Source organism: Stenotrophomonas sp. T8 (assembly GCF_051853085.1).
Lineage (GTDB): Bacteria > Pseudomonadota > Gammaproteobacteria > Xanthomonadales > Xanthomonadaceae > Stenotrophomonas > Stenotrophomonas sepilia.
Map to the genome: position 1 here is coordinate 2,636,806 of NZ_CP195329.1, position 24,024 is coordinate 2,660,829.

Genomic DNA, 24,024 nt, shown 5'->3' on the forward strand with positions numbered 1-24,024 from the left:
GCACGGAGATTCGTTTCCGCGACCGCGGGGGGTGTCACTTTCTTTGCGCGCAAAGAAAGTAACCAAAGAAACGCTCCGCCAGGGCGCGAGCCGACGTGCTGCGCACGCCGGTGCCCTGCGCTCCTCGGCCCGCCGAGGGACGGTGCGGGAACTCGCTGCGCTCAGACACCCGCACCTCTTCGCCCTCGCCGGACCTGCGGTGCTCGGCTCGCTCAAGGCGGACCCAAGGTCAAATGCCACAGCTGCACCCAGTACATCTTCGCGACGGGGGATGCTGTTGTTCTTGATCTTGATCTTGACCTTTCAGTCCGCCTTGAGCGAGCAGAGCATCGCAGGGGAATCAGGGGCGAAGAGGCGCCGATGTCTGAGCGCAGCGAGTTCGGCGCCGTCCCCTGATTCGCCGAGAAGCGCAGGGTACCGGCGCGTAGCGACGGCTCGCGCCCCGGCGGCGTGTTTCTTTGGTTACTTTCTTTGCACGAGCAAAGAAAGTGACACCCCTCCGCGGTCGCGGAAATGACTCTCGCCGGGTCGTACCCGGCGCCACAGATGCGTCGGCGCGCCAACAAAAACGCCCGGCGCGCGGCCAGGCGTTCCTGCACTACCTTGAAAGCAGAAGCTTACGCCACCGTCGACGCCCGCAGCGCGGCGATGCGCTCTTCCAGCGGCGGGTGGCTCATGAACAGCTTCTTGGCCGTCGAACCGGAAATGCCGAAGGCGGCAATCTGGGTCGGCAGCGTGCTCTGGCCATGGTTGAGCTGCAGGCGCTCCAGCGCGGCGATCATCTTCTGGCGACCGGCCAGCGAGGCACCGCCGGCATCGGCGCGGAACTCGCGGTGGCGCGAGAACCACATCGAGATCATCGTGGCGAACAGGCCGAACACCATCTCCAGCACGAACACGATGATGTAGTAGGCGAACCCACGGCCGCCGCCTTCGCGGTTGCCCGACAGCGCGCTGTCGATGATGCCGCCGACCACGCGGGCCAGCACGATCACGAAGGTGTTCAGCACACCCTGCAGCAGCGCCATGGTAATCATGTCACCGTTGGCGACGTGGGCGATCTCGTGGCCCAGCACCGCTTCGGCCTCGTCCTCGCTCATGTTGTGCAGCAGGCCGGTGGACACCGCCACCAGCGCGTTGTTGCGGTTGGCACCGGTGGCGAAGGCATTGATCTCCGGGCCGTCATAGACCGCCACTTCCGGCATGCCGATGCCGGCGGCCTTGGCCTGGCGCTCGACCGTGGCCAGCAGCCAGCGCTCGGTCTGGTTGCGCGGCTCGGTGATCACCACCGCACCGGTGGAGCGCTTGGCCATCCACTTGGACAGCAGCAGCGAGATGAAGGAGCCACCGAAACCGAAGATGCCGGCCATCACCAGCAGGCCGCTCATCGAACGCGCGTCCACGCCCAGGATCGACATGACGATGCCGGCCAGGATCAGGACCGCGAGGTTGGTCGCCAGGAACAGGGCAATACGGGTGAACATGGGAAAATCCGGCTCGGAAGGGGTCGATATCCGTCAATTTGCGGTGCGCTCAGCTTGAATTCAAGCGCCAACCTGACCGACGATTCAGCCTGCATGACCGCCATTGTTCCCTGCGGCCGCTTCGCGCCCTCGCCGACCGGCCTGCTCCACCCCGGATCCCTGCTTGCCGCCTTCGGCAGCTGGCTGCTGGCCCGCCACCACGGCGGCCTGTGGCGGCTGCGCATCGAAGACGTTGACCCGCCGCGTACCGTGCCCGGCGCCGCGCAATCACAGCTGCAGGCACTGGCTGCGTTCGGCCTGGTCCACGACGGCCCGGTCCTGTGGCAGAGCGCTCGAGGCGAGGCCTACCAGGCCGCGCTGGACGTGCTGCTGGCCAGCGACCAGGCCTTCATCTGCCACTGCAGCCGCAGCGAACTGGCTGCCAGCGGCGGCATCCACCACCTCTGCGTTGCGCGGCAACCGCGACCGGACCCCGCCGTCCGCTTCCGCGTGCCACCGGGCAGCGTCGTGCACTTCGACGATGGCCTGCGTGGCCCGCAGCAGCAGGACGTGCATGCCGAAGTCGGCGACTTCGTGCTGCGCCGTGCCGACGGCTGCTGGGCCTACCAGCTGGCGGTGGTGGTCGATGACGCCGCGCAGGGGGTGACCGAAGTGGTGCGCGGCGCCGATCTGCTCGATTCCACCGCGCGGCAGATCCTGCTGCAGCAGGCGCTGGGCCTGGCGGTGCCGCGCTACTGGCACCTGCCGCTGCTGCTCGACGCCCCCGGCCACAAACTGTCCAAGTCGCTGGCGTCGCTGCCGGTGGACAGTACACGGCCGGTACCGGTACTGCGCGCGCTCTGGCAGCTGCTGGGCCAGGCCCCTGCCGCACTGGACGGCGCCGATGACCGGGATGCGCTGCTGCACACTGCGCAACGGGCATTCGACCCGGTTCGACTGCCGCGGACCGACATCCTGTTGCCGGCCGGCGCACTTTCCGCGCCGATGTTGCAGAATCCCCCTTCCCCCACCTGATTCCCGGACAGCATTCCATGACATCTCGCGTCGCACTGGTCACCGGCGGAACCGGCGGCATCGGTACCGCCATCTGCCAACGCCTGGCCGACCAGGGCCACCGGGTCGCCACCAACTACCGCGACGAGGGCAAGGCCCGCGCATGGCAGCAGGCGATGACCGAGCGCGGCTACAACGTGTCGATCTTCCCGGGCGATGTCTCCGATCCAGGCAGCGCCGAGGCGCTGGTGCGTGCGGTCGAGGCCGAGCTGGGCCCGGTCGAGATCCTGGTCAACAATGCCGGCATCACCCGCGACACGACGTTCCACCGCATGCGCGCGGACCAGTGGCACGATGTGATCAACACCAACCTCAATTCGGTGTTCAACGTCACCCGTCCGGTGATCGAAGGCATGCGGCGCCGCTGCTGGGGCCGGGTCATCCAGATCAGCTCGATCAACGGCCTGAAGGGCCAGTACGGCCAGGCCAACTACGCCGCGGCCAAGGCCGGCATGCACGGCTTCACCATTTCGCTGGCCCGCGAGAACGCCGGCTTCGGCATCACCGTGAACACCATTTCGCCCGGCTACGTCGCCACCGACATGGTGATGGCGGTTCCGGAGGACGTACGCGCCAAGATCATCGCCGACATCCCCACCGGGCGCCTCGGCAGGCCGGAGGAAATCGCCTATGGCGTGTCCTTCCTGGTGGCCGAGGAAGCCTCATGGATCACCGGCAGCAACCTGGACATCAACGGCGGCCACCACATGGGCTGGTAAGCCGCGCAGGGGCCGTTGCGGCATGCGCTGACGGCCCCTGCCGATGGTCATGCTGCGCAGCACGCAAACCCTTGCTGCGCAACATGATCGCTGCTGAAAGCCAAGCCTGGCGGGGGCTGGGGCGGTTGCAACCGCTGCTGCACTGCGCCATGCTGCGCGTCTACTGTGACGAGTACCGCTTCATGGCTGCGACCCGCATCATCAAGAAGTATCCGAACCGCCGTCTCTACGACACCGAGATCTCCAGCTACATCACCATCGAGGACGTGCGCCAGCTGATCCTGGACGGTGAAGACTTCGAGGTCCGCGACGCCAAGAGCGGCGACGACCTCACCCGTTCGGTCCTGCTGCAGATCATCGCCGACCAGGAACAGGACGGCGAACCGATGCTGTCGACCCAGCTGCTGAGCCAGCTGATCCGCTTCTACGGCGATTCCCTGCAGGGCTTCATGGGCAACTACCTGGAGCGCAGCATGCAGGTCTTCCTCGACCAGCAGCAGCAGTTCCGCCAGCAGATGGGCAACCTGCTGGGCCAGACCCCGTGGGCGATGATGAACCAGCTGACCGAGCGGAACCTGGAGCTGTGGCAGGAATTCCAGCGCAGCATGGGCAGCGGCTTCGGTGGCCCGCGCCCGGGCGGCACCGGAACGGGAACCGGCAACAAGCCCGGCGAACCCGGCACCGGTACCGGCACCGGCGGCAAGACCCGCCGCTGAGCTGCAGCAACGGCTGATACGAAAACGGCGCGCCCCTGGCGCGCCGTCTTGTTTGGCATCGCGCCAACCGTGCGTCAGCGTTTGGCCTTGCACCCCGTGCACACGCGCTCGACCTTGTAGCCCTTCGCCCTCAGCTTCTCGACCACGCCATCACTGCCCAGCAGGTGCAGCGTGCCGACCACCACCAGCGTACCGCCCTGCCCGGCCTGCAGGTACGGCTGCAGCTTCGGCACCCAGGCATCGTTGCGACCGGTGTTGATGCGCTGGTACAGCTGCGGATACTGCTGGCGCATCTCTGCCGCCATCTTGGTCCACAGCAGGCGCTCGTCGCCGCGACGCCATGCATCATGCAGCAGCCGCGCCTGCTCATCGGCCTTGCCGGCCTGGTCCAGTGCTTCGGCCAGCATCTGCCGCTGTTCCTGCACCGTCATCCCGTCCAGCATGCCGATCTGGGTATCGATATCTTCCAGTCCCGCGGTCTTGCGGCCGGTCTTCTGCGCGCGTTCCATGAAGTGGCGGTCCAGGCCCAGCGCCGGGTCCAGGCCCAGCTTCTGCATCTGCCCGATCGAAATGCTCAGACCGACGAACCACGGCTTCATGCCCTGCATCTGCGCCAGCGGCAACTGGTTCTGGGCAGCAAAGGCCTGCAGCTTCTGCCAGGTGGCCGCATCCAGATCACGCTTCAGCTCGCTGCCATCGGTGCGGGTCGCAGCCTGCACCATGCGGCTGGCCAGCTGGGGCGATTGCATGTCTTCCGGCGACAGTTCGAACACCACCCGCTGCGAGGCTTCGAACGCCTGCTCGACATCGGGCGACAGCGGGTAGTCCTGTGGCTTCAGCAGATGGAACGATCCCAGCAGGTACACGCGTGCATCGCCCGGGCCGGTGACTTTCCACAACAGGGGTACCGGCGGCTTGGCCGCCGTTGCTGCCGCGGCCGCGGCAGGGCTGGCCTGGCCATCGCGGGCCGTGGCCAGTGGCGCCACTGCGCAGGCCGCCAGCAACAGCGCGGTACGGAACAGGTGTTTTATCGGCATGGTCAGCCTTCTCCTTCAGGCAGGTGGTAGGCCTTCTCGCCCGCTTCCACGCGCAGGTCCAACCGGTTTTCCGGCGGCGCCAGCGGGCAGGTCGCGTAGGCGGTGAACGCGCACGGTGGGTTGTAGGCATGGTTGAAATCGATGCGCACCGTGCCGTCTGCAGCGGGGGCATCGGTATCCAGATAGCGCCCGGCCGGATAGCTGCCGCGGCCGCTGGTGCGGTCGGCGAAGATCAGGAACAGTGGCTGCCCGGGCGCACCGATGGCCTCCAGGCGCCAGCTGCGGCCATCACGTTCGAACTCCACCGCACCGGCATTGGGCATCTCGGTGGTCAAGCCAGTGATGTCTACGATCGGCAAGGTCTTCCCCGGCGGATGCGCGATGAAACGCGCCTGCACCTGCCAGTCCGCGCCGCCCGGCCAGTACTGCAGGCCGGCGAAATCACGCCGCGCAGGTGCCTCGGCATGCTTGACCCGCAGCGCGTCCCGTGGCCCCCGGCGGATGATGCTGAGCTGGCCCTTGCCGCCATCGAAGGCCAGCAGCGTCGGCTGCGCGTCCTTGTCGGTGTCGACGCGGATGCGGCCACGCACCGGCTGGCCGTCGTGGCTGACATCGACACCGGCTTCAGGCGTGAACCACCACTGCGTCCCGTCGCGGCGCAGCAGGCCCAGCCTGTCCGGGCCGACCGACAGGCGGATGCCGTTGGTGGCGCCGCTGCCAACGAAATGGGATTTGTTCTGCAGCCAGTGCAGGCCGACCAGGGCCGTCCAGCCATCGGGCCGGGTCAGGTCCTGGTAGCGCGCTACACGCCATTGCTGCTGCGCGGCCGCGTAGGCCGGATCTTCAGCGACCGTCGGCGCCGGCGGAGTTGCCGGGCTGCAGGCGGCCAACACCACGGCGGCCAGCAGGCCCGCCACTCCCCGATAACGCATCGATGCTCCCCTCAACGTCCGCGCAGGAACCAGCGGTCGATCTCCGCCAGCGAAAAACGGGCCCAGGTCGGTCGGCCGTGGTTGCACTGGCCGGACCGTTCGGTGATTTCCATGTCGCGCAGCAGCGCGTTCATTTCCGGCACGGTCAGGCGCCGGTTGGCACGCACCGCGCCATGGCAGGCCATGGTCGACAGCAGCTCGTCGCGTGCACTGGCCACGCGGCGGCTCTGGCCGTGCTCGCGCAGGTCGGTCAGCACGTCGCGCAGCAGTCCTTCCGGTTCGGCATGCGCCAGCAGTGCCGGAATGCTGCGCACGTGCAGCGACCCGGGGCCGGCCCGGGTCACCTCGAAGCCGAGCGCCGCCAGTGTGTCGGCTTCGCTTTCGGCGGTGTCGGCCTCGCGCTCGCCCACCGCCAGCGTGATCGGCACCAGCAACGGCTGCGACTGCAGGCCGATGCCATCGTGCGCATTCTTCAGGCGCTCGTAGCCGATGCGTTCGTGGGCCGCATGCATGTCGACCACGATCAGGCCTTCAGCGTTCTCGGCCAGGATGTAGATGCCATGCAGCTGCGCGATCGCGTAGCCCAGCGGCGGTACACCCGCGTCGGCACTGGTTACCGGCAACCCGTTCTCGCTCGGCATCGGCGGCAACGCCGCTGCGCGTTCGGCACCGGCCGGCGTGGCATACAGCGCGGCGTAGGCGGCCGGTGCATCGGCCACCTGCAGGCCCAGCGGCTGCTGCGGACGCCAGCCTGAAAATCCGCCACCACCACCTCCCGAGCCGGGCGCAGCCCCACGCACCAGCCCGAACCCCGACGCGCCGGCGCTCGATGCCGTCGGGACGGCGGCGGCGTCCGCCGGATGTGCGGGGCCGGCACCGATCTCCTGCGCCGACATGCCGGCACGGGTATCGGCCAGCGCATCCTTCAACGTGCGATAGACGAAATCGTGGACCAGCCGCGAATCGCGGAAGCGCACCTCGTGCTTGGCCGGATGCACGTTGACGTCGACACGGGTCGGATCCAGTTCGAGGAACAGCACATAGGCCGGCTGGCGGCCGTGATACAGCACGTCGCCGTAGGCCATCTTCACTGCGTGGGCGACGCTGCGGTCACGCACTGAGCGACCGTTGACGTACAGGTACTGCTGGTCGGCGCTCGCGCGCGAATAATGCGGCTGCGCAATCCAGCCATGCAGGCGCAGGCCGGCGCCGCTGTGGTCCACGCGCACGGCCTGGTTGGCGAAATCCTCGCCCAGCGTTTCGGCAAGGCGTGCATCGGAATACAGATCGCCTGGCTTGTAGCGCCGCGAGGCCTTGCCGTTGTGCGACACGCGCAGCTCGACATCCGGCCGTGCCAGCGCCAGCGAACGCAGCCACTCTTCGATATGGCCCAGTTCGGTACGCTCGGCGCGCAGGAACTTGCGCCGCGCCGGCACGTTGTAGAACAACTCACGCACTTCCACCGTGGTGCCCGGCGCATGCGCGCGCGGGGTCACCTCGCCGATCTTGCCGCCTTCGATCTGCAGTGCCGAACCGTGCTCGTCGTGCGCGCGCCGCGAGCACAGGGTGAAGCGGCTGACCGATGCGATCGACGGCAGCGCTTCTCCCCGGAAACCGAGCGTGGCCACCGATTCGAGATCGTCAAGATCGGCGATCTTGCTGGTGGCATGGCGCGACACTGCCAGTGGCAACTGCTCGGGCGCGATGCCACTGCCGTTGTCGCGGATGCGGATCAGGCGCACGCCGCCCTCTTCAAGATCGATATCAACGCGGCTGGCGCCGGCGTCGATCGCGTTCTCGACCAGTTCCTTGACCACCGACGCGGGTCGTTCGACCACTTCGCCGGCGGCGATCTGGTTGATCAGGATCTCCGGCAACGGCCGGATCGGGCGCGGATGGGTAGCAGACGTCATGCGGGGATGATAACGGAGCGGCCAAGGGTAGAGTCGAGCCATGCTCGACTGACGGGCTACCCGCAAGGCCCAGTCGAGCGCGGCTCGACTCTGCAGAAAGCAGAAACCCGCCTTCGGCGGGTTATTTGCTGCCGCCGGCCATGGTGGCTGCGGCGTCGATCTCGGCCTGCGCGCGGGCGGCATACAACGTGCCCGGCGGCGGTTGGCGGCTGAAGAAGGTGTGCACACCATCCAGCACAGCGCCAGCGACCTTGCGCTGGTAAGCCGGGTCCGTCAGGCGGCGCTCTTCATCCGGATTGGAAATGAACGCCGTTTCCACCAGCATCGCTGGCATGTCCGACGTGCGCAGCACCGCGAAGTTGGCGCGCTCGATGTTCGGCTTGTGGTTGTTGCCGATCCGCTTCAGGCCGCCCAGCACGTGGCCGGCGGCGTCTTCGGACGCCTTCATGTAGCCGCTCTGCGCCAGGTCCAACAGCACATTGGCAAGCGTGCCCTCGGTCTGCTGCAGGCGAACGCCACCGACCAGATCGGCCGCGTTTTCCTTGTCTGCCAGCCAGCGGGCGCGCTGCGAAGAGGCACCCTTGGTCGACAGCACGTACACCGACGAACCCGTGGCCGAACGGTTCTCGGCCGCGTCGGCATGGATCGAAATGAAGATGTCCGCCTTGTTCGCACGCGCCTTCTGCGCACGCATCGGCAGCGGGATGAACACGTCGCTGTCGCGCGTCAGGTAGGCCTTCAGGCCCGGCGTGGCGTTGACCTGGCGGGCCAGCTCACGCGCCACGGCCAGGGTGACATCCTTCTCGCGCTTGCCGGTCGGGCCGATCGCACCCGGGTCCTGGCCACCATGACCAGGATCGATCGCCACCACAAGATGGCGCATGCCGGGCTGCATGCGGATGCGCGATGCATCGCTGGGCATGGCCGGACGCGGCGGCTCGGCCGGCGTCGGCGCCGGTGTAGGGGCCGTTGCCGGCGGCGTGGTCACCACCGCAGCAGTGCGCTGGCCGGCGAGGATTGCAGCCGGCGAGGATGAGGGCGTGCTGCTGGCCGCGACGCCTGCCGCAGCAACCTGGGCCGGCGCGCTGGTCGGTGCGGGGGTCGGCGTGGCGGGTGCGGCGGCGCTGGCGCTGGCCTGCTGCTGCACCTGTGCGGTCAGCAGGGCGGTGGCCCGCGCAGCATCGGTGCGTGACTGCGCGTTCTCGGCCGGCGTGGGCGCGACTGAGCCCCCCGCAGCGGCCGCCTGCGGCTGCACCGCCGGTGGCGTCGCCGGGCGGCTGGTTGTGGCCACGGCAGGGCCATCACCCGGCCATTCGATCACCAGCTTGGATTCATTGCCCTCGCGCTGCATCTGCGGGCGGAACGGCGCCACCGATTCGGCAAGGTCGAACACGACACGGAAAGTGCCCGGGACCGGCTGTCCGGTACGCACCGCCGTGACCACGCCCTGCGCGGCCGGCATCTTCAGGTTGCGTACGGCGCTGGAGTCGGGGAAATCGACCACCAGGCGGTTCGGGCCGGCCAGCGACAGGGTCTTGTAGCCGCCACTGCCGACCAGTGAGATCTCGGCACGGGTGCCGGTCGCGCCGGTGTTCAGCAGCACCTGGCGGACTTCACCCGCCCACGCACTGACGCTCGCCAGACCCAGTCCGACGGCGGCACAGATGGCGATGAGACGGTTCCCCGGGCGCATGGCTCAGGATTCAATCACCGCGCTGAACGGAATGCAACACCTTTTTCCTTAATAATCCGTAACCTGCCGATCTTTGTTCTCGTCAGCCGACAGAAATGGCCTGCAAGTCGCCCCCTTGGGGCAGCCGTTTCAGCCATTCATGTCCAACGTCGCTGGCTCCGGTGAGACGGACACGGCGCCCCTGTCCTTCGATCTCCAGCGCTACCACCAGATCGGTCGGCGGCAGCGCGCCGGCGCCCCGTTCCGGCCATTCCACCAGCCACAGCACCGCGCTGCCCTCGTCCAGGCCTAGGAAATCCAGCTCACCGGCCTGGCCGATGCGATACAGGTCCAGGTGCCACGCCTCACCGCCACTGGCCAGCGGATAGCGCTCGACCAGGGTGTAGGTGGGACTGCGGATCGCGCCCTGCACGCCCAGCGCCCGCAGCAGCGCGCGGGCCGTGGTGGACTTGCCGGCGCCCAGGTCGCCGCGCAGTTCGATCAGCGCCTGCGGCGGCCGGGTGGTCGCCAGCCACTGCCCGAGCAGTTCGGTGGCGTCGCTGTCGGCAAGGAAGAAATCGGTCATGGGAAGCGTTCCGGGTTGGCCAGTCGCCGCAACGGCGCCAGCAGATCAGTAGGAAGCAGGCCGCGTGCGCCGTCAGCGGCAGCCGCGTCGCCGGCCAGCGCATGCAGCAACGCGCCCGCCGCGCCCGCATCGAAGGCGGACAGGCCCTGCGCGCGCAGGCCGGCGATGATGCCGGTGAGCAGGTCGCCCATGCCCCCCACGGCCATGCCGGGATTGCCGGCGGCGATCAACCGGGGCGTTTGCCCGGGCGCCGCCACGATGCTGCCGGCGCCCTTCAACACCACCACCGCGTGGAAACGCTCGGCGAGCGTCTGCGCACAGGCGTAGCGATCGGCCTGGATGTCGCTGGTGCTGCAGCCGAGCAGGCGTGCGGCCTCGCCCGGGTGCGGTGTGAGGACGGCGCCAGGCAAGGCACGCGGATCCTGCGCCAGCAGGTTCAGCGCGTCGGCATCGACCACCAGTGGTCTGGCGCTGGCCAGCACCCGCGCAAACAGCGCGCGTGCCCATTCGTCCTGGCCCAGACCGGGCCCGATCGCCACCACCTCCGCCCTGTCAAGCAAGGCCGGCAGCGCTTCGCCGTCTTCCAACGCGTGGGTCATCGCCTCGGGCAGCCGAGCCAGCAGTGGACCGACGTGGTCGAGGCGGGTGCCCAGGCTCAACAGCCCCGCCCCTGCGCGCAAGGCGGCCTCGGCTGCCATGGCGATGGCACCGCCGCTGCCGTGGTTGCCGCCGACGCACAGCACGTGGCCGGATTCACCCTTGTGGGTATTTGCGCGGCGCGGCGGCAACAGGGCCGGCAACCGTGCCTGCGTCCAGTACTCCACGGCAGGCGACACGCTTTGCCATGCGGCCGCGGGCAACTGCAGGGGTGCCAGGGCCTTGTGCCCGCAATGATCCAGCGCGTCGCCGGTGTACAGCCCGCGATGGGCCACGATGAACTGCAGGGTCAGCGCAGCGCGTACTGCCGCGCCGGGTACCGCACCGCGGTCGGCATCGACGCCACTGGGCACATCCAAGGCCAGCACAGGTGCCGCCTGCGCATTGATCGCAACGATCAGCGCCTGCGCCGCGCCCTCCGGCGCGCGATCGAAACCCAGCCCGAACAGGGCATCGACCCAGAGGTCGGCCTCGGGCAGCGCGCCGTCGAACTCGGTGATGGCGCCGCCGTCGGACCTGAACTCCGATGTTGCACGCTGCGCCAGCGCGGTCGATGGCGCCCGGCCCGGCAGGGCGATCACCCTCACCTCGCGCCCGGCCTGCAACGCGTGGCGAGCCAGCACGAGGCCGTCGCCGCCATTGTTGCCCGCACCGACCACCACGCCGATGCGCTGCGCCTGCGGCCAATGCTGCAGCAGGCACTGCCAGGCGGCCTGGCCGGCCTGCGCCATCAGTCCCCAGCCAGCATCCCCCGCCAGGGTGGACGCCTGGGCATCCAGCGCACACGCGGCAGCGGAATCGAACAGATCGGCGAGGTTGGCCATGCAGGGATTTTATACTGGTGCGCATGTCCCTCGCCCCCTCCCCCGTCGATCCAGCCCAGGCCGTGCAGCGCATCCGCGAACTGGCCCGCGCGCATGGCTTCCAGCGCTGCGGCATCGCCGGTATCGAGCTCGGCGAGGACGAGGCGCACCTGGCCGACTGGCTGGGCCAGGGCCTGTACGGCACGATGGACTGGATGGCGCGCCACGGCACCCTGCGCGCACGACCGGCCGAGCTGTTGCCCGGCACTGTGCGCGTGATCTCGGTGGGCATGGACTACAGCCACAAGGATGACACCGAAGCGTGGGCGACGCTGGCCGACCCGGGCCGCGCCTACGTGGCGCGCTATGCGCTGGGCCGCGACTACCACAAGCTGATGCGCAACCGCCTGCAGAAGTTGGCCACGCAGATCAACGACGAAGTCGCACCACTGGGCTACCGCGTGTTCGTCGATTCCGCCCCCGTCCTGGAGCGCGCACTGGCCCGCAACGCCGGGCTCGGCTGGATCGGCAAGCACACCTGCCTGATCGACCGCCATGGCGGTTCCTGGTTCTTCATCGGCGAGATCTATATCGACATCCCGCTGCCGATCGATACGCCGGCCACGGCGCACTGCGGCACCTGCACGCGCTGCATCGATGTCTGCCCGACCCAGGCCATCACCGGCCCGCAGCGGCTGGACGCGCGGCGCTGCATCTCCTACCTGACCATCGAACACGACGGCGCCATTCCCGAACAGATGCGCCCGCTGATCGGCAACCGCATCTATGGCTGCGACGACTGCCAGCTGGTCTGCCCCTGGAACAAGTTCGCCAAGCGCACCGACGAAGCCGATTTCCGCGCGCGCAACAACCTCGATACCGCGCGCCTGGACCAGCTGTTCGCCTGGGACGAAGCCGAGTTCCTGCGCCGCACCGAAGGCAGCCCGATCAGGCGCAGCGGCCATGAGCGCTGGCTACGCAACATCGCCGTGGCGCTGGGCAATGCGCCGTCCTCGGCCGAAGCGCTGGCTGCGCTGCAGACCCGCATCGACGATCCCTCACCGCTGGTGCGTGAACACGTGCAGTGGGCACTGGGCCAGCACACGGCGCGCTGACGTGCGATCCTGAGCCCCCGTTCCGCCCGCAGCACGCCGTTTCCATGCAGCCACGCAACAACGACATCCTCACCCCCAGCCAGCTCAACACCCTGGCCCGCGACCTGCTGGAAGGCAGCTTCCCGGCGATCTGGGTCGAGGCCGAACTGGGCAGCGTGGCGCGTCCTGCCTCCGGACACCTCTACTTCAACCTGAAGGACGCGCGCGCGCAGCTGCGTGCGGCGATGTTCCGGATGAAGGCGCAGTACCTGAAGTTCGTGCCGCGCGAAGGCATGCGCGTGCTGGTGCGCGGCAAGGTGACCCTGTACGACGCCCGTGGCGAGTACCAGATGGTGCTGGACCACATGGAGGAAGCCGGCGAAGGCGCGCTGCGCCGCGCCTTCGAGGAGCTGAAGGCACGGCTGGAGGCCGAGGGCCTGTTCGACCCGGCACGCAAGCGGCCGCTGCCGGCGCACGTGCAGCGCCTGGCCGTGATCACCTCGCCCACCGGCGCCGCCGTGCGCGACGTGCTGAGCGTGCTCGGCCGGCGCTTCCCGCTGCTGGAAGTGGACCTGCTGCCGACCCTGGTACAGGGCAGCAGTGCCGCCGCGCAGATCACCCGGCTGCTGCAGGCCGCCGATGCCAGTGGCCGCTACGACGTGATCCTGCTGACCCGCGGTGGTGGTTCGCTGGAAGACCTGTGGGCCTTCAACGATGAAACACTGGCCCGTGCGATCGCCGCCAGCCGCACGCCGGTGGTCTCGGCGGTGGGCCACGAAACCGACTTCAGCCTGAGCGACTTCGCCGCCGACCTGCGTGCACCAACGCCCTCGGTGGCGGCCGAGCTGCTGGTACCCGACCAGCGCGAACTGGCCCTGCGCCTGCGCCGCACGGCCGCCCGCATGGTGCAGCTGCAACGGCATGCGATGCAGCAGGCGATGCAGCGCGCCGACCGCGCCCTGTTGCGCCTGAACGCCCAGAGCCCGCAGGCACGACTGGATCTGCTGCGTCGACGCCAGCTCGATCTGGGCCGGCGCCTGCATGCCGCGTTCAACCAGCAGCAGGAGCGCCGTGCCGCGCGCCTGCGTCACGCGTCTGCGGTACTGCGTGGGCATCATCCGCAGCGCCAGCTGGACGCGATGCAGCGTCGCCTGACCGCCCTGCGTGGGCGGCCGCAGGCAGCGATGCAGCGTCTGCTGGAGCGCGATGCACTGCGACTGCGCGGACTGGCGCGTTCACTTGAAGCAGTCAGCCCGCTGGCGACCGTGGCGCGTGGCTACAGCATCCTGACCCGCAGCGACGATGGTGCGCTGGTGCGGCGCATCGACCAGGTGCAACCTGGTGACGCCCTGCAGGCCCGCGTCGGCGACGGCGTGATCGACGTGCAGGTCAAGTAGAGGGTTGTTCGGCAGGGCTGCGCCCTGCACCCACAGAGGCTTCAAGCAACGGCCGAAGCAACAGCGAAAGCTGGCATTCCGCGGGTTGGCGGGGCGGTGCCAGAGTGCGGGGACGCCGTAAACCCGTCCATGAAGTGACCCCCGAGACTTGGACGGTGGGGTCAGGCGGCTGCTTGGGCCTGTTCCCGGTACTTTACCGGGCTTAGCCCCTTCAATTTCAATCTGATTCGCTCTTGGTTGTAGTACTTGATGTACTCCACCAGCCCGGCCTCCAGGCTTTCGATGCTGTCAAAGCTGTTCAGGTAGAAGAACTCCGACTTCAGCGTCCCGAAGAAGCTTTCCATTGCCGCATTGTCCAAGCAGTTGCCACGTCGGGACATGCTTTGCTTCAACGAGTGCTTTTCCAGCATGTGCCGGTAGTTCTCATGCTGGTACTGCCAGCCCTGGTCGGAGTGGATCATTGGCCGCTCATCCGGCGAAAGCTTCTTGATGGCCTCCTCCAGCATCTGACCTACCAGATCGAACACAGGCTGGCGCTTGATCTGATAAGCCACGATTTCACCGTTGTAGAGGTCCATGATCGGCGACAGGTACAGCTTCATGCCTTGCACCTTGAACTCGGTGACGTCAGTCACCCACTTCTGGTTGGGCCGCTCGGCATGGAACTGGCGATTGAGGTCATTGCCAACCACAACATTGGCGGCCCCTTTGAAGGACCGGTAGCGCTTCACGCGTACCCGTGATTTCAGGCCCATCTCCCCCATCAGGCGCTGTACCCGCTTGTGATTGGACCGATGGCCCTGATTGGCCAGTTCCAGCGTCACCGTGCGATACCCATAGCGCCCTTGGCTTTGATCGTAGATTGCCCGGATGCGCTCGCACAGGGCTGCCTCATCCTGATCCGGATGGGCCAGGACATGGTTCTGGTAATAGAACGTACTGCGTGACAGCTCTGCCGCTTCGAGCAGAAGCGACAGCGTATGAACCTGCCTCAATCCTTGGATGGCTTGCGCTTTGCGTCCTGCGCCGCCTGCTCTTCCCGGATCAAGGCATCGAGTTTTTTTAGGTAGTCGGTCTCCGCACGCAGATAGGCAACTTCCTTGAGCAGCTCATCGCGGCTCATTTCCTCAGGTGGCTTGGACGAACGGGTCTTTTTCATCGGCTTTCGGGGCGGCGGCGGAGGTGGTGCCAGCGCTTGGGCACCGCCTTGAGCATACAGGCGACGCCACCGACCCACCGCGCCGGCATCGCCAATTTGAAAGTAAGTGGTGGCCTCCCGCCCGGACATGCCGTCCTGGCCCATCTTCTTCAGGACAGCCAGCTTGAATGCGAGGTCATAGGACTGGGCCTGGCGGCGAAACCCGCGCCAACCATGCAGCCGATAGGTCGCCACCCAGCGCCTGACCGTGGAGAACTCCAGGCCGTAGCGACGAGCAACGGCTTTGACCGATGTGGAGGTCTTGCAGGCCTCTTTGGCGACCTGCAGTTTGAAACGCGCGTCGTATCTGTTCATGTATCCCTCGGGGTTGGATCTGATGTCCAACTCCCGGGGGTCACTTCACCATGGGGGCTTGGCAGCCGCATCCATGCGGCTGACACCCCGCACTCCGACACCGCCCCACCTCTGACAGTTTTCCGCGATGGGGTAGATCCACGCCATGCGTGGATGAATCTCCATCGAAATCGAATACATCGAATCGAGATCGACAAGCATCCACGCATGGCGTGGATCTACCGTGTCGACCAAGGTCGACACCTACCAACAGCAGCAGAAATCTGTCGAAGGCGGGGTGGGTCCGGTTGCGGGGGCGTGAGCCGCATGGATGCGGCGACCGAGCTTACATGGACGTACTTGCAGCGGCCCCCGCAACCGGACCCACCCCGCCATCCCACGGAATGCACGCTGTTGCTGTTGCCGTTGAGGTTGCCGGCCAGCGGCCGGCACTACCGCAGGTGCAGGGCGCAGCCCTGACGAACAACCCCCTACTTTGCCTGCTCGCAGAACTTCTGCCGGTACTCGAGCGCCTTCGGCATCAGTGCCTGCAGGTTCTGGATGCGGGTGCCCGGATTCGGGTGGGTGGAAGCGAACTCCGGCGGCGCCTGGCCGCCACTGGCCTGGCCCATGCGCTGCCACAGCGGCACCGCCTCGCGGGGATCGAAGCACGCCGCCGCGGCCAGCATCAGCCCCACTTCATCGGCCTGCGTCTCGTGGCTGCGCGCATAGGGCAGCAGATAGCCGTAGCCCATCGCCGACATCATCATCTGTTGCTGCTGCGCATCCATGCCGCTGGCGGCACCGGCCATCTGCCCGATCTGGGTCAGCTTCTGCTGCGCCATCCGCTGCGCACCATGGCGCAGCAGCGCGTGGGCGATCTCATGGCCCATCACCACCGCCATCGCATCACGCGTACGCGCCACCGGCACCAGGCCGGTGTAGACCGCCATCTTGCCGCCCGGCAGGCAGAACGCATTGGCCTGCCCGGACGGGATCACATTCACTTCCCACTGGAAATCCCGCGCGAAATGCGCCGGCTGCACGCCGTGCTCCTGTGCCAGCGCGGTCTCCACCACATCCACCTTGGCGATCAGGCGCTGCGCGATGTCGCGCACATCGCGCGCGATCGGCGCATTCGGATCCATCGGCCGTTCCTGCGCGAGGATCTGCTGGTAGGCCTGCAGACCGAGCGCGGTCTCCTGGCGCGCATCCAGGCTGCTGTCGATCATCACCTTCTCGCCGGTGTAGGGATCGACGGTGCGATTGGAGAACCAGTAGAACACCGCATAGCCCGCCGCCAGCAGCAGCACCCACCAGCGGATGTTGCCGAACAGGCCGCGTCGCTGCGGGCCTTGGGGCGAGCGGGAAAAGGGATCGTTGCGCATCGGTGGTCTTCCAGCAGACCCCGCCGGCTGGCGGGCACGGCGCAATCTTAGTGCGCGGACGCCAGCAGCGGGTGAAGCCCGATGCCGCTCAGATGCCGCGCACCAGACGGAAGCCGATGCGCGCATTGGTGGTGTCCGAATCCTGCGATTGCCGCCAGGCCGCACGAGTCTGCTCGGGCGCATTGGCCCAATTGCCGCCCCGGATCACCCGTGACCGGCAGCCCGGGTTGAACCAGGCGACACCGTCGGACGGCGCACGCCGGTAGCTGGCGTGCCAGCAGTCGGCCACCCATTCGCTCAGATTCCCGGCCATGTCGTGCAGGCCGAAAGCATTGGCCTGGAAACTGGCCACCGGCGCCGGTCCCCACCAGCCATCGCCATAGCCGATGAAAGCGTTGTGCCAGTGCCGACCCGAAGGCGAGACGTCCTTGCTGCCGGTGAAGTTGCCGCTGCCCGGCGGCGGCGTACCGGCGTCTCCCCAGGGGTAGCGGCCACTGTTCCCGGCGCGCAGCGCATATTCGAATTCGGCCTCGCTCGGCAGCCGGTAGCTGCGTCCGGTCTGCTCGGACAGCCATGCCGCGTAGTTCTCGGCATCCCGCACGCTGACATGCATCACCGGCGAGTTGCCCAGTGCGCGCGCGCCATCGTAATCCGAACGCCAGTCGACGCCGCTGCGGCGGATGAAATTGCCGCTGCGCTCGTCATAGACCACCGAGTGGCCGCGCCGGGTCGCACGTGGTCGTGCATTGGTCGACCTCACATAGCGCTCGAAATCGCCGACGGTAACCTCGGTGATCGCCATCGCGAAGCCGCGGTCAAAGCGAACGTAATGGGAGGGGCGCTCGGCGTCGGTGGAACCGGGCTCGGCATCACCCGCGCCCATCTGGAAGCCGCCATGCGGCACCACCACCATCTGCGGACCGCGCCCACCATCACGCATCGCGTCGCTGAACACCTGGCCCGGGCGGAAGCTGCCGTAATGGGTGGCCAGATCGATGCGTTCGCGCAGCTGGGCCACCACCGCATCCCCCGGCAAGGCGATGCGCAGGGCCTCGGCCAGCTTTTCGCGCGCCGGCTTCAGCCCCTGCGGCGTCGCCAGCTCGCGCAGGCCCTCATCACGCAGCTGCAGCAGCGCGGCGGCGCGGATCTGCTCGATGCGCTCAAAGGCATCGGCAATGGTCGGTGACGAGTCACGGACCTTGCTGGCTTCGGCCAGCCAGGTGCCCGCACTGGCAAAGTCGCGTACGCGCGCGGCGTCCTCGGCCCGGCGGATCAGGCCACTTTCGGCCGCCGCCAGGCCCTGCCGCGCCCGGCTGTTGTGTTCGTCCAGAGCCAGCGCTTCACGGAAGTTGCCGATCGCACCGTCACCGTCCTCACCGATCCGCCCCGACCGCAGGTCTTCCTCGCCAGCACGGTTATAGGCCACCACGCGCTGGGCGAGCTCCACCCGGCCCTGCAGCGCGCGCACCTTCTCATCCTTCGGCGCCAGGGTCAGCAGCACCAGCGCCTGGCGACTCGCCTCGGCCAGCGCCTCGCGCTGCCGCAGTGGCCGAACCAGCAGGGCATCGGCCTGCTGCTGCAGGCGCTGGCGAGCACGCTGCAGGCCGCTGCGGGCCAGGCGGTCATCCGGGTCTCCCTCCTGTACCGCCAGCCACAGCGGAACCGCCGCGTCGGCGTCCTCGTACAGGTGCCCTTCGCTGAACGCCTTTTCGGCTGCGCGACGCAGCTGGGCGACGCTGCGGCCCTGCCGGTCGACGCGTGGCGGTGTCCACCGCTGCACGTCCTCGGTGGCATCCTCACCGGCAATGGTGACGCTGCCCTGCCCGGTCCCCGGTGTCGGCTCCGCCAGTGAACCTTCCTGCGGCCGCGCGTCTTCGCCGGCAGCCGGCCCCGGCTCCGGTGTCGCCGAGGGCGACGGTGTGCAACCGGCCAGGGCCACGGCCAGAGCGGTGCACAGCACGGACGACAGCGGAAAACGCAAGCAGGATCTCCTACGGCACGGACGCGGACCGACGTTAGGCTATTCTCCCCTGCCTGAGCAAACCCGAGTAGTAGGCCCTGACCCGTGGCAACCTGGATCACCACCCCCGCCGAGCTGGATGCGTACTTCCAGCAGCGTCCGGCCCGCATCGGCCTGGACACCGAATTCATCCGTGAACGCACGTTCTGGCCGCAGTTGGCTCTGGTGCAGATGGCGGTCGGGCAGGACATCCTGCTGATCGATCCGCTGATTCCCGGCATGACCGAGGCACTGGCGCCCTGGCTGGCCGATGAATCGATCACCAAGGTGATGCACAGCGCCAGCGAAGACCTGGTTGCCTTCAAGTGGACCTGCGGCGTGTTGCCGCGACCGCTGTTCGACACACAGATCGGCGCCTCGCTGGCCGGCATTGGTGGCGGCATGGGCTACCAGAAGCTGGTCGCGGAAATCACCGGCGTGGCGCTGGCCAAGGGCGAAACGCGCTCGGACTGGATGCGCCGTCCGCTCTCGGAGTCGCAACTGCAATACGCCGCCGACGACGTCGAGCATCTGTTCGCGCTGCATGACGCGATTGATGCCAAGCTGCAGGCGCTGGGCCGCCAGCAGTGGCTGCACGACGACGGCGAGCGCCTGCTGGCCAGCGTCGCCAATGACGAGGACCGCTGGCCGCATCTGGCGATGCGCTCAGCGCAGTTTCTCGATGCTCCCGCGCAGCGCCGCCTGCTGCGCCTGCTGCGCTGGCGTGATGTGCAGGCACGCAGCAGCGACCGGCCGCGCAGCTGGATCCTGGACAACGAACTGGCCGCCACGCTGGCACGCACGCCACCGGCCGATGCCGCCGCACTGGCCACGCTGTTTGAACAGTTCCCGAAGGCACCGCGCAAGCTCGCCGGCGCGGTGTGGCAGGCGCTGGACACGCCGCTGGCCGATGAGGCCGAGGCACCGCTGGCATTGCCCGCCAACGACACCAACAAGCAGGCACTGAAGAGGCTGCAGGACGCCGTTGCCGAGCGCAGCCGCGAGCTGGGCCTGCCGGATGGCGTGCTGGCCTCGCGCAAGCATCTGGAAAGCTACCTGGAGCGCCGCCAATGGCCGGCCGCACTGGCCGGCTGGCGCCAGCAGGAGCTGGAGTCGCGGCTGCAGGCGTTGCTGCCGGCACGTTGAAGCGCCGAGCACGGCGCCGGATTGCGGTCCGGCTACCGTGGAAGGCCATGAAAAAGGGCGACCCGGATCACCGGGCCGCCCTTTGCATTCCAGCAGTGCGATGGCGGGAAGTCCAGCCACCGTGGCAACGCCTTACCAGTTCATGTTCAGCGAGACACCGACGGTGCGCGGTTCGTTGTAGACCGCAGCCATGTAGTTCTCGATCACACCCTTGAGGTTCTTCTCGTTGGTGATGTTGCGCGCGAACAGCGCCACTTCGTAGGCACCGTAGTTGCCCGAGTAGCCGATCTTCAGGCCGCCTTCGAAATCACCCTTGGAGTTGAACTCCTTGCTGTCGTACAGCACGAAGCTGGTGTAGCCCTGCTTGTTCCAGTCGGTGGAGACGAACATGGTGCCCGCGTCGCTGACCGGGAAGTCGTAACGGGCGGCCAGGTTGACGTTGTACTTCGGCGCGTTCGGCAGCGGGTTGCCGTCGATCTGCGCGAAGGTGTTGGCACCGACCTTGATGGTCGGGTCATTCACCGTGCACACCACCTGGCCGTTGAGGCCGCAGACCTGCGCGTAGACGCGCTTGTCCCTGATCTCGCTGTGCAGCAGGCTCAGGCCGGCGCTCAGGGTCAGGTTCGGGATCGGGCGCAGCTCCATGTCCGCTTCGAAACCATAGGCCTTGGCCTTGTCGGCGTTGAACAGCACGCCGTTGCCGTCCGAATCGTTGCCGTTGAGCTGGATGTCGTTGACGGTGTAGGTGAACGCGGTGGCGTTCAAGCGCAGGCGGTTGTCCCACAGGCTGCTCTTCACGCCTGCTTCCCAGGACAGGATGGTCTCGGAATCGGCGGTGGTGAAGTCGGCATTGAACACGGCCGAGCGGCCCTGGATGGTCGGGCCGCGGAAGCCGCGGGCGACCTTGGCATAGACGCTCACGTCCGGCGTGATCTGATACATCGCGCTCAGATCCCAGCTCGGAGTGGTGTCGGACATCTTGACGTCGGTGCGGCCCTTGTAGGTGACCACGCCAGCGGCAGTGTCAGCCGTCTTCAGCAGGCGGGTGTGCTTCTCGTCCCGGGTCTGGCGCAGGCCGGCCGTGACGGTGAACTTGTCGGTGAAGGCATAGCTCAGCTGGCCGAAACCGGCCCACGAGGTGTTCTTGTTGCGCAGGCGCACCCAGTTGTTCGGGTTGCGGGCCGCGCCCTGCAGGAACCAGGCGCGCTGGTAGAAGTCGGTGGTGTCGCTGCCGTTGAAGTAGAAGGCACCGGCCTGCCACTGCAGCGCGCTGTCGTCATGGCTGGCCAGGCGGAATTCCTGGGTCCACTGGTCCAGGTCACGGATGCGGCCCATCGACTGGCCGTAGCCGTTCGGTACGCCGTTCACCGGGAAGTTCACCGCAGCGCCGCCGTCGGTGTCGCCCCGGCTGTAACCGGAGGTGGTCTCGTAGGCGGTGATCGAGGTGAAGTCGATCGCGCCGAAGTCGTAGCGCGCCTTCACCGAGCCGCCGTAGGTCTTGTAGGCCTGCGGGTTGTTGTCGGCTTCGTCGTAGGCGACCTGGTCGCGCGGCACGTCGGTCTTGTTCGAGCCCTTGGTCAGCGCACCGCGCAGGAACAGGGTCGAGGTGCCTTCGTAGTCACGGGCGTGGGCCGAGGCCAGGATCGAGAACTGGTCGCTCGGGGTCAGCAGCAGCTGCGCGCGTACGTTGCGGTCATCGAAGCCGCCCATCGCGTTCTTCTTCGGGCTGACCGTGCCGTCGGCACTCGGGCCCTTGTAGGTGTTGTCGACGTAGTCATCGCGGTGCTGGTACAGCGCCGACACGCGGAACGAAGCGATGTCGTTGATCGGGCCGCCGAAGCCGCCGTCGATCGACACGCTGTTGTAGGTCGCGTAGCTGGCGTTGACCCGACCGGTGTAGTCCTGGGTCGGCTTCAGGGTGTCGAACTTGACGATGCCGGCGGTGGTGTTGCGGCCGAACAGCGAGCCCTGCGGGCCGCGCAGCACTTCCACCTGGTCCACGTCATAGACCGGGTTGGACTTCAGCACCACGTGCTCCAGCACCACATCGTCCTGGATGATCGACACCGGCTGCGAGGCACCCAGATAGAAGTCGATATTGCCCAGGCCACGGATATAGAAGCGCGGGAAGATGCGGCCGGTGGTGGTTTCCGCATACAGGCTCGGCACGCGGCCGGACAGTGCCAGCAGGGTGTCGTCGCCGCCGGCGGTGAAGTCGCGCATGCGCTCGCCCTGCACCACCCCCACCGAAACCGGCACTTCCTGCAGGTTCTGCTCACGGTGTTCGGCGGTCACGGTGATCGTGTCCAGGCCGGTCGGGGTCGGCGCGCTGTCCTGCGCGGCGGCACCGAAGCTGCCGACGAGGGCCAGGCCGGCACAGGCCAGGGCCAGCGGATGGCGGCGGAAGGAAACGAAGGAAGACGACAGACCCGACAGGCGGCGGGAATCGGAATGGGAGGGCATGGAATGCTCTGAGGAGGCGTCCGTGCGGCCTGCGCGAGCCGGGCGGCAAAAAGGGGGGAAACTGCGCAAGCGGCCATTATCCCCCAAATTGTTACGATTTCGTTGCGCGGCACCCGAACCCGGCGAAACAAGCGGTTTCGGCACAGTCCGCCGGCACCACCTTGGGGTCAGCTCCGTTCTCCCAAGGAAAACGGATCTGATCCCGAAGCTCCTGGCAGCCGGGTCAGCGCGACATCGACCCTCGCAAGTCGCCCGCGTGCGCGCTGCGAAACCAACTCTCGCCTTTACTTCTACGGCGCCGCGGCTTCGCGCTACGGCGTCGCGGCTTCGCGGAACGACTGCTCATTGCTGCCGCCCCCGGCATTGCCTTGCGCAACGCCTGGTCTCTGTCGAATTCGCCCTGCTGCAGCAGGCCCTGGCCTGAAACGGTCCGGGACGGCGGTGGATCCCGTCCCCGCCCCGTCCCGGCCGGGCGCTTGGCAAGCGCGGCGGGCGGCGCTACACTGAAAGCCTGCCGTGGGGCCATAGCTCAGCTGGGAGAGCGCGTCGTTCGCAATGACGAGGTCAGGAGTTCGATCCTCCTTGGCTCCACCACTCTTCAGAAGGACCCGCAGATCGCCATGATCTGCGGGTTTTTTCTTTTCAGCGCCTCCGGCTCAGGCCGGCTCCTGGTCACCATCCTTGCGTTGCGGGCCGCGCGAGTGCGCATCGCGCACCTGTTGATCGCGCTGCCCCGGCCGCTGCTTGGCCACATCGTCCTGCTTCCTGTCCTGGCGGCTTTCCTGGATACCCTGCTTCGGGTCCTGATCCCTGCTTTGCTCGTTCATCGAAAACTCCCTCGCCGGCAGCAGGCCAACGTTGCCACCACGCTAGAGGTTGCCGGGTGAGCCGCGGGTCAGTCCCATGCCAACATCGTGTGCAGGAAGCGGCTTGCCGCCAGCGCCCCACGCGGCCAGAATCCGGGGCACCACGCTCACCTGTGTTCCATGCCCTCCCCTGCCCAGCACGCAGCTCACGCGTTGCCGATGCTCCTCAATGCGACCGACGGCAGGATCCAGCTCGGCAACCTGCCCGCATTGATCGGCCCCACCCTGTCACTGGACGAAGCGCGCGTCGCCTTTGCCCCTCTGGTGCGAGGGGAGCGCGATGTCGGCACCGGCTATCACTGGCTCAGCCTGCACCGGCTCAGCCTGGGCGGTGCGCCCGCTGGCATCAGCCTGGGCTTCCACGGGCAACGGCTCGACATGGTGGCAATGAGCGTCGATCTGCCCGGTGCAACACTGGAAGACGGCTGGCCGACCCAGGCCGCGATCGATGCCGAAGTCGCTTTCATGCGGCGCACCTTGGCCACGGCACTGGGGCGCAAACTGGCAGGCGGCCACGCCCGCTTCAGCTGGGGCGAGGCCTGGGCCCGGTTCGACCCGAAGGGATTCATGGCCAGCAGCGGCATCCGCTACTCGCCTCGCGCGTGAC

19 protein-coding genes and 1 tRNA gene are annotated in these 24,024 nt (G+C 67.6%); 8 read left to right on the plus strand and 12 right to left on the minus strand.

Going from position 1 to position 24,024, the window contains the following annotated elements; translation table 11 throughout:
* Positions 1-617: 617 nt before the first annotated feature.
* Positions 618-1,484 (minus strand): protease HtpX, encoded by an 867-nt coding sequence (htpX, locus tag ACSDHM_RS12390; protein WP_049415827.1) that lies wholly within the window; start codon positions 1,482-1,484, stop codon positions 618-620.
* A gap of 93 nt (positions 1,485-1,577) precedes the next feature.
* On the opposite strand from htpX, the gene gluQRS reads away from it, so the two are divergent.
* From gluQRS to phaR, 3 genes are all read left to right on the plus strand, one after another.
* On the plus strand, positions 1,578-2,498 hold the full coding sequence (gluQRS, locus tag ACSDHM_RS12395) for a tRNA glutamyl-Q(34) synthetase GluQRS (RefSeq protein WP_439426304.1): 921 nt from the start codon (positions 1,578-1,580) through the stop codon (positions 2,496-2,498).
* A 17-nt stretch (positions 2,499-2,515) separates the two neighbouring features.
* Positions 2,516-3,256: an acetoacetyl-CoA reductase gene (phbB, locus tag ACSDHM_RS12400; protein ID WP_072168407.1), complete on the plus strand. Its 741-nt coding sequence runs from the start codon at positions 2,516-2,518 to the stop codon at positions 3,254-3,256.
* A gap of 182 nt (positions 3,257-3,438) precedes the next feature.
* On the plus strand, positions 3,439-3,972 hold the full coding sequence (phaR, locus tag ACSDHM_RS12405; protein WP_005417756.1) for a polyhydroxyalkanoate synthesis repressor PhaR: 534 nt from the start codon (positions 3,439-3,441) through the stop codon (positions 3,970-3,972).
* Positions 3,973-4,046: 74 nt separating this feature from the next.
* Here phaR and ACSDHM_RS12410 read toward each other — a convergent pair whose 3' ends face one another.
* From ACSDHM_RS12410 to ACSDHM_RS12435, 6 genes are all read right to left on the minus strand, one after another.
* Positions 4,047-5,009, minus strand: coding sequence for a TraB/GumN family protein (locus ACSDHM_RS12410; RefSeq protein WP_005417757.1), 963 nt, complete (start codon positions 5,007-5,009; stop codon positions 4,047-4,049).
* A 2-nt stretch (positions 5,010-5,011) separates the two neighbouring features.
* Positions 5,012-5,941, minus strand: a complete 930-nt coding sequence (locus tag ACSDHM_RS12415) for a DUF1684 domain-containing protein (RefSeq protein ID WP_188240787.1) — start codon at positions 5,939-5,941, stop codon at positions 5,012-5,014.
* An 11-nt stretch (positions 5,942-5,952) separates the two neighbouring features.
* Positions 5,953-7,854 (minus strand): DNA mismatch repair endonuclease MutL, encoded by a 1,902-nt coding sequence (mutL, locus tag ACSDHM_RS12420; protein ID WP_061478061.1) that lies wholly within the window; start codon positions 7,852-7,854, stop codon positions 5,953-5,955.
* Positions 7,855-7,975: 121 nt separating this feature from the next.
* Complete coding sequence (locus ACSDHM_RS12425; protein WP_061478062.1) at positions 7,976-9,547, minus strand: N-acetylmuramoyl-L-alanine amidase; 1,572 nt, start codon at positions 9,545-9,547, stop codon at positions 7,976-7,978.
* Positions 9,548-9,629: 82 nt separating this feature from the next.
* Positions 9,630-10,112, minus strand: coding sequence for a tRNA (adenosine(37)-N6)-threonylcarbamoyltransferase complex ATPase subunit type 1 TsaE (tsaE, locus tag ACSDHM_RS12430; protein WP_439426305.1), 483 nt, complete (start codon positions 10,110-10,112; stop codon positions 9,630-9,632).
* The gene (locus ACSDHM_RS12435) at positions 10,109-11,593 is read right to left on the minus strand and encodes an NAD(P)H-hydrate dehydratase (protein WP_439426306.1); all 1,485 of its coding nucleotides are present in this window, start codon (positions 11,591-11,593) and stop codon (positions 10,109-10,111) included. Before ACSDHM_RS12435 ends, tsaE begins: the two co-directional genes overlap by 4 nt.
* Before the next feature lie 23 nt (positions 11,594-11,616).
* On the opposite strand from ACSDHM_RS12435, the gene queG reads away from it, so the two are divergent.
* Together queG and xseA are read left to right on the plus strand one after the other, a co-directional pair.
* The gene (gene queG / locus ACSDHM_RS12440) at positions 11,617-12,687 is read left to right on the plus strand and encodes a tRNA epoxyqueuosine(34) reductase QueG (RefSeq protein WP_061478065.1); all 1,071 of its coding nucleotides are present in this window, start codon (positions 11,617-11,619) and stop codon (positions 12,685-12,687) included.
* A gap of 44 nt (positions 12,688-12,731) precedes the next feature.
* Positions 12,732-14,063: an exodeoxyribonuclease VII large subunit gene (xseA, locus tag ACSDHM_RS12445; protein WP_111007930.1), complete on the plus strand. Its 1,332-nt coding sequence runs from the start codon at positions 12,732-12,734 to the stop codon at positions 14,061-14,063.
* A 161-nt stretch (positions 14,064-14,224) separates the two neighbouring features.
* Here xseA and ACSDHM_RS12450 read toward each other — a convergent pair.
* The 3 genes from ACSDHM_RS12450 to ACSDHM_RS12460 form a co-directional block, all read right to left on the minus strand.
* Positions 14,225-15,576 (minus strand): IS3 family transposase gene (locus ACSDHM_RS12450; protein ID WP_439426307.1). Its coding sequence is split into 2 segments (ribosomal slippage): positions 14,225-15,129 and positions 15,129-15,576, totalling 1,353 coding nucleotides; the frame shifts between segments, so codons are not numbered across the junction.
* 470 nt (positions 15,577-16,046) lie between these two features.
* Positions 16,047-16,943 (minus strand): M48 family metallopeptidase, encoded by an 897-nt coding sequence (locus ACSDHM_RS12455; RefSeq protein WP_134955915.1) that lies wholly within the window; start codon positions 16,941-16,943, stop codon positions 16,047-16,049.
* Between the two features lie 88 nt (positions 16,944-17,031).
* Positions 17,032-18,924, minus strand: a complete 1,893-nt coding sequence (locus ACSDHM_RS12460; RefSeq protein WP_439426308.1) for a formylglycine-generating enzyme family protein — start codon at positions 18,922-18,924, stop codon at positions 17,032-17,034.
* Positions 18,925-19,008: 84 nt separating this feature from the next.
* On the opposite strand from ACSDHM_RS12460, the gene rnd reads away from it, so the two are divergent.
* Positions 19,009-20,088: a ribonuclease D gene (gene rnd, locus ACSDHM_RS12465; RefSeq protein WP_019660532.1), complete on the plus strand. Its 1,080-nt coding sequence runs from the start codon at positions 19,009-19,011 to the stop codon at positions 20,086-20,088.
* Positions 20,089-20,220: 132 nt separating this feature from the next.
* Here rnd and ACSDHM_RS12470 read toward each other — a convergent pair whose 3' ends face one another.
* On the minus strand, positions 20,221-22,551 hold the full coding sequence (locus tag ACSDHM_RS12470; RefSeq protein WP_088496275.1) for a TonB-dependent receptor: 2,331 nt from the start codon (positions 22,549-22,551) through the stop codon (positions 20,221-20,223).
* Positions 22,552-23,069: 518 nt separating this feature from the next.
* Here ACSDHM_RS12470 and ACSDHM_RS12475 point away from each other — a divergent pair.
* A tRNA-Ala gene (locus ACSDHM_RS12475) sits at positions 23,070-23,145 on the plus strand.
* A 62-nt stretch (positions 23,146-23,207) separates the two neighbouring features.
* Here the strand turns inward: ACSDHM_RS12475 and ACSDHM_RS12480 are convergent.
* Complete coding sequence (locus tag ACSDHM_RS12480; RefSeq protein WP_162838143.1) at positions 23,208-23,378, minus strand: hypothetical protein; 171 nt, start codon at positions 23,376-23,378, stop codon at positions 23,208-23,210.
* 159 nt (positions 23,379-23,537) lie between these two features.
* On the opposite strand from ACSDHM_RS12480, the gene ACSDHM_RS12485 reads away from it, so the two are divergent.
* Positions 23,538-24,023: a hypothetical protein gene (locus ACSDHM_RS12485; RefSeq protein ID WP_439426309.1), complete on the plus strand. Its 486-nt coding sequence runs from the start codon at positions 23,538-23,540 to the stop codon at positions 24,021-24,023.
* The last annotated feature ends 1 nt before the right edge of the window (position 24,024 follow it).